The 14,706-nt window shown below is 57.5% G+C and carries 12 protein-coding genes; 4 read left to right on the top strand and 8 right to left on the bottom strand.

The features are described 5' to 3' along the window. Nucleotides 1–58: 58 nt before the first annotated feature. The 3 genes from cirA to yieE form a co-directional block, all read right to left on the bottom strand. Nucleotides 59–2,023 carry a catecholate siderophore receptor CirA gene (cirA, locus tag CRO87_RS05045; RefSeq protein ID WP_097161838.1) on the bottom strand — a complete coding sequence of 655 codons (1,965 nt, stop codon included), beginning with the start codon at nt 2,021–2,023 and terminating at the stop codon, nt 59–61. Nucleotides 2,024–2,292: 269 nt separating this feature from the next. Then, a complete protein-coding gene (lysP, locus tag CRO87_RS05040) occupies nt 2,293–3,762 on the bottom strand; it encodes a lysine-specific permease (protein ID WP_097161837.1) in 1,470 nt (489 codons plus the stop codon). A 146-nt stretch (nt 3,763–3,908) separates the two neighbouring features. Then, nucleotides 3,909–4,775 carry a DNA-binding transcriptional regulator YeiE gene (gene yieE / locus CRO87_RS05035; RefSeq protein ID WP_097161836.1) on the bottom strand — a complete coding sequence of 289 codons (867 nt, stop codon included), beginning with the start codon at nt 4,773–4,775 and terminating at the stop codon, nt 3,909–3,911. A gap of 105 nt (nt 4,776–4,880) precedes the next feature. On the opposite strand from yieE, the gene CRO87_RS05030 reads away from it, so the two are divergent. Both CRO87_RS05030 and nfo read left to right on the top strand, forming a co-directional pair. Continuing rightward, nucleotides 4,881–5,930, top strand: coding sequence for a YeiH family protein (locus CRO87_RS05030; protein ID WP_097161835.1), 1,050 nt, complete (start codon nt 4,881–4,883; stop codon nt 5,928–5,930). 85 nt (nt 5,931–6,015) lie between these two features. Continuing rightward, complete coding sequence (nfo, locus tag CRO87_RS05025) at nt 6,016–6,873, top strand: deoxyribonuclease IV (RefSeq protein ID WP_097161834.1); 858 nt, start codon at nt 6,016–6,018, stop codon at nt 6,871–6,873. Between the two features lie 164 nt (nt 6,874–7,037). Here the strand turns inward: nfo and fruA are convergent, their stop codons facing one another. Genes fruA through fruB form a run of 3 tightly spaced genes read right to left on the bottom strand, consistent with a single transcriptional unit; the run spans nt 7,038 to nt 10,808 of the window. Next, nucleotides 7,038–8,723 carry a PTS fructose transporter subunit IIBC gene (gene fruA / locus CRO87_RS05020; RefSeq protein WP_097161833.1) on the bottom strand — a complete coding sequence of 562 codons (1,686 nt, stop codon included), beginning with the start codon at nt 8,721–8,723 and terminating at the stop codon, nt 7,038–7,040. 16 nt (nt 8,724–8,739) lie between these two features. Continuing rightward, on the bottom strand, nt 8,740–9,678 hold the full coding sequence (gene fruK, locus CRO87_RS05015; RefSeq protein ID WP_097161832.1) for a 1-phosphofructokinase: 939 nt from the start codon (nt 9,676–9,678) through the stop codon (nt 8,740–8,742). Then, nucleotides 9,678–10,808, bottom strand: a complete 1,131-nt coding sequence (gene fruB / locus CRO87_RS05010; protein ID WP_097161831.1) for a fused PTS fructose transporter subunit IIA/HPr protein — start codon at nt 10,806–10,808, stop codon at nt 9,678–9,680. The genes fruK and fruB overlap by 1 nt, the downstream gene beginning before the upstream one ends. 368 nt (nt 10,809–11,176) lie before the next feature. Here fruB and setB point away from each other — a divergent pair, with 368 nt between their 5' ends. Further along, entirely contained in the window at nt 11,177–12,358 is a 1,182-nt protein-coding gene (gene setB / locus CRO87_RS05005; RefSeq protein ID WP_097161830.1) for a sugar efflux transporter SetB, read from the top strand. On the opposite strand, the gene CRO87_RS05000 is transcribed toward setB, so the two are convergent. Next, on the bottom strand, nt 12,355–12,609 hold the full coding sequence (locus tag CRO87_RS05000) for a YkgJ family cysteine cluster protein (protein WP_097161829.1): 255 nt from the start codon (nt 12,607–12,609) through the stop codon (nt 12,355–12,357). The two genes, setB and CRO87_RS05000, sit on opposite strands and share 4 nt — an antisense overlap. 133 nt (nt 12,610–12,742) lie before the next feature. Between CRO87_RS05000 and yeiP the strand changes: the two genes are divergently transcribed. Continuing rightward, nucleotides 12,743–13,315: an elongation factor P-like protein YeiP gene (gene yeiP, locus CRO87_RS04995; RefSeq protein ID WP_097161828.1), complete on the top strand. Its 573-nt coding sequence runs from the start codon at nt 12,743–12,745 to the stop codon at nt 13,313–13,315. A gap of 67 nt (nt 13,316–13,382) precedes the next feature. On the opposite strand, the gene uxuA is transcribed toward yeiP, so the two are convergent. Next, the gene (gene uxuA, locus CRO87_RS04990; protein ID WP_097161827.1) at nt 13,383–14,573 is read right to left on the bottom strand and encodes a mannonate dehydratase; all 1,191 of its coding nucleotides are present in this window, start codon (nt 14,571–14,573) and stop codon (nt 13,383–13,385) included. Nucleotides 14,574–14,706: the final 133 nt, after the last annotated feature.

Genomic DNA, 14,706 nt, shown 5'->3' with positions numbered 1-14,706 from the left:
CGCTCCGATCTGTCCCCTCTCCCCTTTGGGGAGAGGGTTAGGGTGAGGGGAAAATGAATCAGAACTTATAATCCACCGCCATAAAGTAACGACGCCCGTCTTCGTTGTAGCTGTAGTCGTCTCGGCTCAGGTCTTTGTCCGTCAGGTTCATCACGCCCGAGCGCAGTTTGACGTTTTTCGTCGCCTGCCATGCGCCGCCGGTGTTCCAGATAACGTACCCGCCCGGCGTTGCGCCGCCGTTGGTAATCGTGCGCTTCTCACCGGAGTAGTTTGCCTGCACGTAGAAGGACCAGTCCTGCGTTGCCTGCCAGTCCACGACGCCGTTAGCGGTGTGGAACGGCAGTTCGGACAGCGGTTTGTCGCCGCCGTTGCTGATATCGCGCCCGTCGTTGTAGGTGTAGTTCAGCGTCACTTTCCAGTCTTCCGCCAGCGGGAACTTCAGCTCCGTTTCCAGGCCACGAATACGCGCCTTGTTGACGTTGTAGTAACGGAAAATCGGCTCGCCGTCGGCGTTCAGACCTACATAGTTCGGGTAGTCCTTTGCCTGATTCACATTGGCGGTGCGGCTGATGCTGATGCGGTCATCCACATCATTCTGGAAGGCGGTGATACTGCCCTGCACGCCTTCCAGCCAGCCCTCTTCCCCGGCGTAATAAATGCCGAGTTCGTAGCTTTCGCTGGTTTCCGGCTTCAGGTCCGGGCTGCCGACGATTTCGCAGGCGCCACGGCAGGAACCGGTCGTCCAGTCCGGGCTCAGTTGAAGCAGCGATGGCGCTTTAAAGGCGTTGGCCCAGCCGCCTTTGACGGTGATGGTGTCCGTTGCGGTGTAAACCAGGTACGCACGCGGACTCCAGTGGTCGCCGTAGGTTTCGTGGTCATCCATACGCACGCCGGTGGTGAGTGCCAGCGGCTCGAAAATCCGCCACTCATCTTCAATAAACAGCGCATACTGGCTGGCAGAGGTAGCGCCGCTGCCCTGCAAATTCACCGGGTCTTTCAGCTTGTCGTGACGCCATTCACCGCCGACGGTCAGCAGCTGGTTGATTGGGCTCAGCGGCAGCACATATTTGCCGTCGATGGAGTTGCTTTCGGAAGTAATCACGCCCGCCTGCGACGGGTTTTTGTTATCCACTTTTTCGCCATAGAACTTCAGTTCGCTGTTGCCCACGTCCCAGCGGCCATTATGGCTGAGAGAGTAGTTCTGTCGTTCCAGGCGGTTTTTATCGAGCGAGTCGGAGTCGCGATCCTGGCGATCAAAACCGTAGCCTGCGGTGAAGTCGTGATTTTCGTTTGGCGTCCAGGCAAACTCGACGTTGCCGTCACGGCTGGTGTAGCCCTCAATGCGCGGTGATTCGCCCGTGCTGGAGGTCGCAGACTTTTGCTGCTCGTCTTTCTCACGTTTGGAAAGATTGCCGTAGGCCTTCATGCCGAGCACGCCGTCAATCAGCGGGCCGCTGGTGAAGAACTGGCCGTTGTATGTGTCGCCGCGATCGCGATGTTCCTGAATGGTGGTATCGGCGGTGAGCGTACCGTGCCATTTCTGACCGATTTTTTTGGTGATGATGTTCACCACGCCGCCCAGCGCATCCGATCCGTACAGCGATGACATCGGTCCGCGCACCACTTCGATACGCTCGATGGCATCCACCGGGATCCAGTTGAGGTCAAAATCGTTGTGGCGGAATACGGCATTGCGGGAGTTCACGCGCTTGCCGTCGACCAGGATCAGCGTGTAGCTGCTGTCCAGCCCACGCAGGCTGACGCCTTTGCGGTTGTCGCCTTCGTTGGTGAGCTGCACGCCCGGCACGTCCTGTAAGACGTCTTTCAGATTCTGCACCGGACGGCGCTGAAGATCCTGCTGGGTAATCACGCTGATGCTCGCCGGGGCATCTTTAACGCTCTGCTCCGTTGCGGCGGCGGTCACCACCATTGTTTCGTCATCGCCTGCGCCCATAGCCGGCAGCGCCAGCGTGAAGGCGGATGCGCACAGCCCGCCCCGAACAAGAGGATTTAACCTGAACATTTCCATTCTCCATGAGGTGAAACAACCACAAAACCCCCGCCAATCGCGGCGAGCGTAAAAAAATCAATCAATGAGATGTGGCTGGTCACCCTGGTCCGTTGGCGTCCTCGGACAAGATGCGGGAGAGTGGCTTCATCCTGAAATTGCGAAGATGATAAAGAGAATGATAACAATTATCAATTTAATTGTGAGCAATTATGTCCGGAAGCTATCGCGCAGACATAAAAAAACCCTCCGCGACGGGAGGGTTTTCAGCAAGCTTCAGCGGATTACTTTTTAAAGCGTTCCGGGAAGTGCATTTCGCTGTAGCTTACGAAATGGGTGCCCTTCGCAAGCTTATAGCCGAACCAGATAATCAGGAACAGCGGGATGCCGATGTAGGTCGCTGCCACGCCGCCCCAGTCGATGGTGTCCTTGAGGAAGGCTTCGTAGTTCTGGCCGAGGGTGATTATCAGGCACAGAACGAAGGCGAAGATCGGCCCCAGCGGGAAGAAGCCCGAACGGTACGGCAGGTTGTTGATGTCATTGCCCTGATACACGTAGCCACGACGGAAACGGTAGTGGCTGATGGCAATCCCGAGCCAGGCGATAAAGCCAGTCATACCTGAGGTATTCAGCAGCCACAGATACACGGTCTGATTACCAAACATAGAGGTCAGGAAGCAGAGAGCCGCAATCACCGTGGTGGCATACAGCGCGTTACGCGGCACGCCGCCTTTGGAGAGCTTCGCGAAAATACGCGGGGCTTTGCCGTCGCAGGCCAGGGTGTAAAGCATACGCGTGGACGCATACATCCCGGAGTTCCCCGCCGACAGCACCGCCGTCAGGATAACGGCATTCATCACCGCCGCCGCCGACAGCAGACCCGCGTGCTGGAATACCAGCGTGAACGGGCTGACGGAGATATCCTTCACGTCGTTACGCAGCAGGCTCGGATCGGTATAAGGAATGATCAGGCTGATAATCAGGATAGCGAACACATAGAACAGCAGGATACGCCAGAACACCTGACGCACCGCGCGCGGAATGTTCTTCTCCGGATCTTCAGACTCACCTGCGGCGATACCGATAAGCTCAGTGCCCTGGAAGGAGAAGCCGACAATCATCGCCACGCCAATCATCGCGGCAAAGCCGCCGGCAAACGGCGCGTCGCCGGTTGTCCAGTTGCTCCAACCCACCGGCTGCGCACCTTTGAAGATGCCGACGATCATCATGATGCCAACGATGATAAAGATAATGACGGTGGTCACTTTGATCAGCGAGAACCAGTACTCTGCTTCACCGAAGCCCTTCACGGAGATCCAGTTCAGCAGGAACATGATGCCGAGGAACAGTGCACTCCAGATCCAGCCCGGCGTGTCCGGGAACCAGTAGTTCATCACCAGCTGTGCAGCAACGAGGTCGACGGCGATGGTCACCGCCCAGTTGTACCAGTAGTTCCAGCCCAGCGCGAAGCCGAAACCTTCTTCTACATAGTTCTGACCGTAAGTGGCAAACGAGCCCGACACCGGCATATATGCTGCCAGTTCGCCGAGGCTTGTCATCAGGAAGTACACCATCAGGCCAATCAAAATATAAGAAAGCAGTGCGCCGCCCGGGCCCGCCTGCGAAATGGTTGCCCCGGAGGCAACAAATAGTCCTGTGCCGATGGAGCCGCCAATGGCGATCATCGTCAGGTGACGCGCCTTGAGTTCGCGGCGTAGCGCGGGCGCTTCTGTGGTTTTAGTTTCTGAAACCATGGGAAAATGCTGTCCTTCCAAAAAATGAGGCGCGATTGTAGCAGACGAAAGGGGATCCTTCCGGTCGAAATGCGCACTTATAAGAGAGGTTCATGATGCGGCGCAGATTATAAGTAAAGCCCTTATTACGCCGCTTCGCCAGGGCCTCAGATATCGCAGTAGCGCAGGAAACGCTGCAGCGCGTTAGAGAGATGTTTTTGTCGGTGATGGATGCGCCACAGCTTACGCGTCAGGTGCGGCAGTGGAATAGGTACCTCCACCAGCGTGCCGCTGTCGAGCTGTTCGGCAATCACCCGTCGCGACAGGCAGCTGATACCCAGCCCGTGTCGTACTGCATGCTTGATGGCTTCCGAGTTGCCAAGCTCCATCCCAAGATGAAACTCTGGCAGATGTGAAAGCAGCAAATAATCCACGATTTCACGGGTGCCCGAGCCGTGCTCGCGCAGGATCCACGGCGCTTCGGCGAGCCTCGCCAGCGTCACCTCTTCTTTCAGCAGCGGCGATCCGGGTGCGGCAAAGACCACCAACTCATCCTCCAGCCAGGGTTCAGCAACAATTTCTGCCGCGTGGCACGGCCCTTCAATCAGCCCGATATCCACACGAAAATCGCTGACGGCGTTGATCACGTCCTGGCTGTTGCCGACGCTAAGTTCCAGCGGCAAAGTCGGGAAGTCACGACGGTAACGTGCGATGACTTCCGGCAGGATATAGTTACCGATGGTGCTGCTGGCAAACACGCGGATAGCGCCGTTGTCTTCGCGAAACAGCTGCTCGATTTCCGTGGCCTGTTCGAGCGTTGCCAGCGCGCGCGGGTAAAGCAGGCGTCCATGTTCGTTGACCACCAGCCGCTTACCCACTCGATCAAAAAGCTGAACGCCAAGCTGGCCTTCGAGATCGGTCAGCGCGGCGCTGACCGCTGACTGTGAAAGCGCCAGCATCTGGGAAGCCTGGGTTGTTGAACCGCTTTTCAGCACTTCGGCGAACACTTCCAGCTGGCGTAGGGTGATATGCATATTGATCGCTCACTTACCACTTATTCAGATTGATTATAAAGATATAATCAATTTTATTTTTAAGCCAGCACCACGTAACCTTTTGCCCAGATAAAGGAGAAGGTTATGACAGCACTCACTCTCAAACCACATCGTCATTCGCTCGGGCACTTTGCGCCCGGCCTGGCACTCACGGCGCTGATCACCGGCGCGGCACTGTGGAGCGGCAGCATACCAGCCATTGCGGGCGCGGGTTTCAGCGCCCTGACGATGGCCATCCTGCTCGGCATGGTGGTCGGCAACACGGTTTACCCGAAAATCTGGCAGCGCTGCGACGGCGGCGTGCTGTTCGCCAAACAGCATCTGCTGCGACTCGGTATCATTCTTTATGGCTTCCGCCTGACGTTTTCGCAAATTGCTGACGTCGGCTTCAGCGGCATTGCCATTGACGTGCTGACGCTCAGCAGCACCTTTTTGCTGGCGTCGTTCCTCGGCCAAAAGGTCTTCGGCCTTGATAAGCACACCAGCTGGCTGATTGGCGCCGGCAGCAGCATCTGCGGCGCGGCGGCGGTGTTGGCGACAGAACCCGTCCTGAAAGCGGAATCCAGCAAAGTGACCGTCGCGGTCGCAACCGTAGTAATTTTCGGCACCATCGCCATTTTCCTCTACCCGGCGATGTACCCGGTACTGGCGCACTGGTTCAGCCCTGAAACCTACGGCATCTATATGGGTTCGACCATGCATGAAGTGGCCCAGGTTGTCGCCGCAGGGCACGCCGTCAGCCCGGATGCCGAAAATGCTGCGGTGATCGCTAAAATGCTGCGCGTGATGATGCTCGCCCCGTTCCTGCTGATTCTGGCGGCGCGCGTGAAGCAGCTCTCCCCTGCTAACAGCGGCGAGAAGAGCAAAATCACCATTCCGTGGTTTGCGATCCTGTTCATCGTGGTGGCGATTTTCAACAGCTTCCACGTGCTGCCGAAAGCCGTGGTCGACGTGCTGGTCACGCTTGATACCGTTCTGCTGGCCATGGCGATGGCAGCGCTGGGCCTGACCACCCACGTCAGCGCGTTGAAAAAAGCAGGCGCAAAACCGCTGCTGATGGCGCTGGTGCTGTTCGCCTGGCTGATAGTCGGCGGAGGCCTGATCAACGTGTCGGTTCATGCCCTGATGGCATAAAGCGCTGTATCACTCTCCTGTTAACCCGCTATCATTAGCCATTGCTATGCACTTCCCCCTCCGGCGGGTTTAACAGGAGTTTTCTATGAAATACATCGGAGCACACGTCAGCGCCTCAGGCGGCGTCGCCAATGCCGCCATTCGCGCCGCAGAGCTTGAAGCCACCGCCTTTGCCCTGTTCACTAAAAACCAGCGCCAGTGGCGCGCGGCCCCGCTGACCAGCGACGTCATCGACGACTTCAAAGCCGCCTGCGAAAAATACCACTTCACCTCCGCGCAAATCCTGCCGCACGACAGCTACCTGATTAACCTCGGCCACCCGGTGGCGGACGCACTGGAGAAATCCCGCGAGGCCTTCCTCGACGAGATGCAGCGCTGCGAACAGCTCGGCCTTTCTCTGCTGAACTTCCACCCCGGCAGCCACCTGATGCAGATCCCGGTGGAGGATTGCCTGGCGCGCATTGCGGAATCCATCAACATTACGCTGTCGCAAACGGAAGGGGTGGTGGCGGTGATTGAAAACACCGCCGGTCAGGGCAGCAACCTCGGCTTTGAATTTGAACATCTCGCGGCAATCATCGACGGCGTGGAAGACAAGTCTCGCGTTGGCGTCTGCATTGATACCTGTCATGCCTTTGCGGCAGGCTACGATCTGCGAACGGCTGAAGCCTGCGAAAAAACCTTTGCCGATTTTGAACGCATCGTCGGCTTCCAGTATCTGCGCGGGATGCACCTGAACGACGCCAAAAGCACCTTTGGCAGCCGCGTCGACCGTCACCACAGCCTCGGCGAAGGCAATATCGGCCACGACTGCTTCCGCTGGATCATGCAGGACAGCCGCTTCGACGGCATTCCGCTGATTCTCGAAACCGTAAACCCGGATATCTGGGCGGAAGAGATCGCCTGGCTGAAGGCGCAGCAGACTTCAGAAGTTGCAGCATAAAAAAACGGAGGGTTATCCTTCGTTTTTCATCGAATTGCCGGGTGTCGGCTATGCCTTACCCGGCCTACAAAACCAGCCGTTCCTGTAGGCCTTATAAGCAAAGCGCCATCAGGCATAAATGCAAAAAGGGCCGACAATGTCGGCCCTTTTCACATCAGGATGAATTACGCGGCTTTCGCCACCGCCTCTGCTTCCGGGCGCTTCAGCACCGCGTAAGAGAGACCTGCCACCAGCGTCCCGGCAATAATCGCCATCAGGTAGCCAAGCACCGGCGTGATTGCGCCAGGGATCAGCAGCACGAACAGACCGCCGTGTGGTGCCATCAGCTTGGCGCCAATCGCCATTGAGATAGCCCCGGTCACCGCGCCGCCAACGATACAGCAAGGCAGAACACGCATTGGGTCACGGGCCGCGAACGGAATCGCCCCTTCGGTGATAAAGCACAGGCCGAGGACCAGCGCCGCTTTGCCACCTTCCTGCTGTGCCTTGTCGAACTTACGACGAGCGACAATCGTGGCCAGGCCGAGCGCCAACGGTGGCACCATACCTGCCGCCATAATTGCCGCCATCGGGGCATAGGTTTGCGTACTGAGCAGGCCGACACCAAACGCATACGCCGCTTTGTTCACCGGCCCACCCATATCGGTACACATCATGCCACCGAGGATTGCGCCCAGCAGCACCGCGTTCGCCGTGCCCATGGTTTGCAGCCAGTGGGTCAGGCCCGCCAGAATGCCCGCCACCGGTTTACCAATCAGGTATATCATCGCCAGGCCAACAATCAGGCTGGAGAGCAGCGGAATGATCAGGATAGGTTTCAGCGCCTCCATGCTCGGTGGCAGCTTCACTTTGGTGCTGATCAACTTCGCGACGTAACCCGCCAGGAAACCGGCGATGATGCCGCCGATAAAGCCAGAGCCTGTACTTACCGCCAGCATACCGCCGATAAGGCCTGGCGTCAGGCCCGGACGGTCAGCAATGGAGTAGGCAATGAAACCTGCCAACACTGGCACCATCAGGGCGAAGGCTGAACCGCCGCCGATCTGCATCAGCGCCGCCGCAAGCGTGCCTTCTTCTTTAAATGCGGTGATACCAAACGCAAAGGAGAGTGCGATACACAGACCACCCGCCACCACCATCGGCAGCATGTAGGACACGCCCGTCAGCAGGTGGCTGTAAGCGCCGCCCTTCTTCTTGCTCTCACTTGCCGCAGCCTGAGTGTTACCCGCAGGCTGGTAAGGCTGTGCTTCCGCGACGGCTTTATCCAGTTCCTGCGCCGTTTTCTTCAGCGCCAGACCGGTAGAAGTGCGATACATCGGCTTGCCGGCAAACTTCGCCAGATCCACTTCGATATCCGCCGCCACAATCACCAGATCCGCTTCCGCCACTTCTTCTGGCGTGATTGCATTGCCTGCGCCCACGGAACCACGTGTTTCGACCTTCACCCACCAGCCGCGTTTTTTGGCTTCGGTTTCAATCGCTTCGGCAGCCATAAAGGTGTGCGCGACGCCGGTTGGGCATGCGGTAACCGCCACAACGCGCTTCGCACCGCTCTTCGCAACCGGCGCAATTGACGCAGGTGCTGCATAAGGCGTGGCGTGCGCTTTCGCTTCGCTCAGGAACAGCTCAGGATGCGCCACCGCGCGATTCACATCGCCGAGGTACACCTGCTTGCCGTTCAGCGCGCTGTCAGCAGGCAGCGTGGAACCCAGCACGATCGCCAGTTCAGCGTCGTTCGGGTTGTCGATAATCTCTAAATGGGCCTTGTGAGCCGCCGCGCCCAGCAGGGTTTTCGCCATATAGGCGCGCGCCTGTCCGAGCCCGGAATCGATAATCAGCAGCGTTTTCATTATGCCTCTCCTGCTGTTAATTGAAGGGTTGTAAGTCAACGCGCGCCATCATCGCGGCCAACTGGGTACGATCGGTAATGCCAACGTTACTCTGGCTGACGGCCAGTGCTGCGACCGCGGTCGCCAGGCGTAACGTGTGTTCGCTGGATTCACGCATCAGCAGGCCGTAAATCAGGCCGCCAACCATGGAATCCCCCGCACCGACGGTGCTCACCACCTCAACGGACGGCGGTTTTGCAATCCATTCGCCGGATGCGTTGACCCACAGCGCGCCTTCCGCGCCCAGTGAAATCACCACATGGGCAATGCCCTGCTCACGCAGTGCGTGCGCGGCTTCAATCACGTCTTTCATCTCTGGCAGTTTGCGGCCCGCCCAGATTTCCAGCTCGCGACGGTTTGGCTTCACCAGCCACGGCGCGGCTTTCAGGCCCGCCACCAGCGCTTCACGGCTGCTGTCGAAAATGATGCACGGACACTGGCTGCGCAGGCGCGTCATCCAGTCGGTGAACGCTTCAGGGCTCACGCCCGCAGGCAGGCTGCCGCTCACGCAGACCATGTCGAACTGGCCGAGCCAGGTCAGGGAATCGTTGACAAAACGCTCCCAGTCGCCCGGGGTAACGTCGAAACCGGAGAAGTTAAAGTCTGTCACTTCACCGTCTTTTTCCGTCAGCTTGACGTTGATACGGGTCCGGCCCTGCACCACCTGGAAACGGTTGGCAATGCCGAGTTCGCTGAATAACTGCTGGAAGCCGTCCTGGTTGTCTTTGCCGAGGAAGCCGCCGACGGTCACGTCAATGCCGAGATCTTTCAGTACTTTGGCAACGTTAATGCCCTTACCCGCCGCATGCAGACCGGTGGTGCGCACCAGGTTCACTTCGCCGCGTTCAACTTCCGGGGTAAACCCTACTAAATCGTAGGCCGGATTGAGGGTGATTGTGGCAACACGTCTGCTCATTACGCGCCCTCCCCAAGACCGGAGGCGATGGCCTCGCCAATCGCGTTCAGCGCCACCTGAGCATCATCACCCTGGGCGGTAAAGCGCAGGCGATGGCCCTTCTTCACGCCAAGCGCCACGACCTTCATCAGGCTACGTCCATTTGCGGGCTTGCCGCTGCCGTCGAGGTTGGTCACGGTAATCTCACTGTTAAATTGTTTAATGGTGTTCACAAGCTGGGTGCCCGGACGCGCGTGCAGTCCGTGCTCGTTACGCACGACAAATTCTGCGGTCAGAAGATCGTCCGCCGGTGCATCATCGCTGGTCAGGAACGCCAGCAGGGTTGCCGCGTCGGCGTTCAGCAGGCGTTCAGCTTTGTTATCCAGAAGCAGCGCACTGAGGCGGTTCAGGACCGCAGTCGGCTGTTCATCGGCCATAGCCACGGTGACCAGCAGCGCTGCGGATTGTCCGTCAACGCTGAACGGGGTTGCAGCCCGGCTGACGGCGACGGCGCTTTTCAGGTTGCCTTCAGCACTGTCGTTCAGCCAGATGCCCTGCCCCAGGTTCAGCGGCTGGTCATTAATTACGTGCGCCACAAATGCGGCGTCGACAGCACCCGCTTCTTTCAGACGCGCTGCGTTCAGCGCCTGCAACGTCACCAGGCTTGCTGCATTGACGTCCAGCGTCAGGGTGTCGTTATCGAGTTTCAGCGCCTCGCTTTGTTTTTCGCCCATCAGCAGCGCGCGCAGCTCTTCCGCGGTGGTCGCGGTTTTCAGCTGTTCCGCCACGCTGTCATCGCTCAGCACGTGCGTCAATTGACGCAGCAGGCCAAGGTGTTCATCAGAACTGGCGGCAATGCCGATAGCGACATAAGCCGTCTGCCCTTCGCCCCAGGCCACGCCCTGCGGGAACTGATAGACCTGAACGCCGGTCTTCAGCACCTGGTCTCGGGTGTCGGTGGTACCGTGAGGAATGGCGATGCCATTGCCGAGAAACGTTGAGGTTTGCTGCTCGCGGGCAAGCATTCCATCAACATACCCGTCGGCCACGTTACCGGCGCTGACCAGCGCTGACGCAACCTGGCGAATCGCCTCTTCTTTATTCCCGGCCTGTTGGCCAGGGTGAATATCCTGAGCTGATAACTGGAACATGGTTCTCCTCTCTCGCTGAATTGAATCGTTTCAGCCAACATGAGAAAAAATACGCCACCCTGTTTCCCTTAAGGTAAAAAGATGACGCTGAAACGTTTCAATGAGTCTGTGCCAGCGCTGTGTAATCCGCAAGCAAAGTCGATTTTTTGATCGCAGAAGTTAGAGCTACTCCACATTTCGTTAGCATACTCGCCACATTTGCTGAAGCCAGATGCGTACTTCAGCGCTTCGTTCAGTTGGCTTCAGCAGGCTTGCTTCCCATTATGAAATGCCATTTTGATTTTTCGTGCATAAGTTGACGCATCCGCTGTTTATTTTCTGACGGTCGGCGTAAACTCTCGCGTCTCCCTGCTTTTTGATAATCCAACATGTCTAACACCACCGTAGAAGCCCCGCGCCGGGGATTTGATCTGACCTCATCGGCCTTCCTGCTGGTTGCCTTTCTGACGGGTATTGCCGGGGCGTTACAAACGCCGACGCTGAGCCTGTTTCTGACCAACGAAGTCCACGTCCGCCCGGCGATGGTCGGCTTCTTCTTTACCGGCAGTGCGGTGATTGGCATCCTGGTGAGCCAGTTTCTGGCCGGACGCTCAGACCGCCAGGGCGACCGAAAAAGCCTGATTGTCTTCTGCTGCCTGCTCGGGGTGATGGCCTGCGTGCTGTTCGCCTGGAATCGCAACTACTTCATTTTGCTGTTCGTCGGCGTCTTCCTGAGCAGCTTCGGCTCCACCTCCAACCCGCAAATGTTTGCCCTCGCACGTGAACACGCCGATAAAACAGGCCGTGAAGCGGTGATGTTCAGCTCCATTCTGCGTGCGCAGGTGTCCCTGGCCTGGGTGATTGGTCCTCCGGTGGCCTATGCGCTGGCGATGGGTTTTGGCTTCACGACGATGTATCTGTCCGCCGCAGTGGCTTATGTCATCTGTGCGCTCATCGTGTGGATGTTCCTGCCGAGCATGCGCAAAGTGCGCCCGGCGGCAGGCGCGCATATTGAAGCGCCGCGCACCAACCGCCGTGATGCCCTGCTGCTGTTTGGGATTTGCACGCTGATGTGGGGCACCAACAGCCTGTACATCATTAATATGCCACTGTTCATTATTGAGGAACTGCATCTGCCGGAGAAACTTGCGGGCGTGATGATGGGCACCGCGGCGGGCCTTGAGATCCCGACAATGCTGATTGCCGGATACTACGCCAAACGCTTCGGGAAACGCTTCCTGATGCGCATCGCGGTCATTGCCGGGCTCTGTTTTTACATCGGGATGCTGACCGTTCACACCCCCGCTTTGCTGCTTGCTTTACAGCTGCTGAACGCCATCTATATTGGCATTCTCGCCGGGATTGGCATGCTCTATTTCCAGGATTTAATGCCGGGCCAGGCCGGTTCAGCCACGACGCTTTACAGCAATACCACCCGCGTGGGCTGGATTATCGCCGGTTCAATGGCGGGTGTGGTGGCAGAAATCTGGAGCTATCACGCTGTATTCTGGATTGCGCTGGTGATGTGCGTCATTAGCACCGTCGGGCTGTGGAAGATTAAGGACGTTTAGGGAGCCGTCAGGGCTTCCAGATGAATAAGGAACGTCATCGCCTCTTCGCGGTTGGTGGCGCACATCTCCCGCGAAGGTTTCAGCCCGGCGCAGACTTTCGGCCGCAGCGGCGAGCCAAAAATTTTGCATCGCTGTCGCTCATCAAGCTGAATGCAGGGGGTGTTGGCGGGCTTGCCGTGTGGCATTCCCGGAATCGGGCTGGAGATCGACGGCGCGGTACAACACGCGCCACAGTCCGGTCGGCAGTCCATCTTTTACTCTCTTATTGATGCGGCATCGCACCTTATCACCTTTTCACAAATCCCGCGAATTCCACTTGCCTGAAAGCCCCGGCACGAGTACTTTTACGCGATATTTTTGACTTTACCCAACAGGATTACTGCAATGCCAAGAGCGAATGAAATTAAAAAAGGTATGGTGCTGAATTACAACGGCAAATTGCTGATTGTGAAAGACATCGATATCCAGTCCCCGAGTGCCCGCGGTGCAGCAACCCTGTACAAAATGCGCTTTGCTGACGTGCGCACCGGCCTGAAAGTTGAAGAACGCTTCAAAGGCGACGATATCGTCGATACCGTGAGCCTGAACCGTCGCTTTGTGGACTTCTCCTACATCGACGGTAACGAGTACGTCTTTATGGATAAAGAAGACTACACGCCGTACACCTTCACCAAAGATCAGATTGAAGAAGAGCTGCTGTTCATTCCTGAAGGCGGCATGCCGGACATGCAGGTTCTGCTGTGGGATGGCCAGCTGCTGGCGCTTGAGCTGCCGCAGACCGTCGATCTGGAAATCGTAGATACCGCTCCGGGCATCAAAGGCGCTTCCGCCAGCGCACGCAACAAACCTGCGACGCTGACCACCGGTCTGGTTGTTCAGGTGCCAGAATATCTGAGCGCCGGTGAGAAAATCCGCATCCATATTGAAGAAAAACGCTATATGGGTCGCGCTGACTGATTTCAGTCGGAACGTAAAAAGGGCAACTCGTTTGAGCTGCCCTTTTTTATTGCTGCTGGTCTGCGATTTACAGCAGTTCTGGGTATTTGGTCATTTTCAGTGCCAGCTCCACGCCGCGCACTTCTGCCATCCCCTTCAGACGACCAATCGCCGAGTAGCCCGGATTGGTTTTCTTCTTCAGATCGTCGAGCATCTGATGACCGTGGTCCGGACGGAACGGAATCGGACGCAGATCGCCGGTTTTCTTACGGCGCGCTTCCTCAGACAGAATCGCATCCACTACCGCCACCATGTTCACGTCGCCGCTTAGGTGTGAACCTTCATGGAAGGTTTTCGGATTGGCTTCGCGGCAGGTCGCGCGCAGGTGGGTGAAGTGAATACGGTCGCCGAAGGTTTCAATCATTTTCACCAGGTCGTTATCGGCGCGCACGCCGTAAGAACCGGTACACATGGTGAAACCGTTATAGATGCTGTCGACCGTCTCTTTCAGCCACTGCATATCTTCAATGGTGGAAACGATACGCGGCAGACCAAGGATTGGGCGCGGTGGATCGTCCGGGTGAACGGCGAGGCGCACGCCTGCTTCTTCAGCCACTGGCACAATGGCACGCAGGAAGACCGCCATGTTTTCACGCAGGGCATCTTTGCTGATGTGATCGTACTCCGCCAGGCGCTGGCGGAACTGGTCGAGGGTGTAGCCCTCTTCGGCACCCGGCAGGCCAGCAATGATGTTGCGGGTCAGCTTTTCGACTTCCGCGGCGCTCATCGCGTGGAAGTAGTCTTTCGCCTGCTGTTGCTCTTCAGCGCTGTAGTCTGCTTCCGCACCCGGGCGCTTAAGAATATGCATTTCAAACGCGGCGAAGGCAATCTGGTCGAAGCGCAGTGCTTTTGAACCGTCCGGCAGCTGGTATTCCAGATCGGTACGGGTCCAGTCCAGAATTGGCATGAAGTTGTAGCAGACGGTGTCGATGCCGCAGGCCGCCAGGTTACGGATGCTCTGCTGGTAGTTAGCAATCCAGGTTTTGTACTCGCCGGACTGTGTTTTAATGTCTTCGTGAACCGGGATGCTTTCCACCACTGACCAGGTCAGCCCTTTTTCAGCGAGCAGCGCCTGACGCGCTTTAATGTCTTCAACAGGCCAGACCTGACCGTTGGGAATATGGTGCAGCGCAGTCACCACGCCGGTTGCGCCAGCCTGGCGCACATCATCAAGAGAAACCGGATCGTTCGGTCCATACCAACGCCAGGTTTGTTCCATTGTCACACCCTCTTAAGTTGTTATACCAATATTTGTCGCTCAGATGACGACTACCATACAGGCTTCTGTCAGAGCGTCAATTTCCGCGCCTGCATTGATTGATCCAGCTCACATTCCCCGGATAAATACGGCA

The sequence above is a fragment of the Enterobacter sp. CC120223-11 genome, assembly GCF_900215375.1.
Classification (GTDB): Bacteria; Pseudomonadota; Gammaproteobacteria; order Enterobacterales; family Enterobacteriaceae; genus Scandinavium.
Note: the sequence above shows the minus strand (reverse complement) of the source record. Positions and strands in the feature narration are given on the sequence as shown.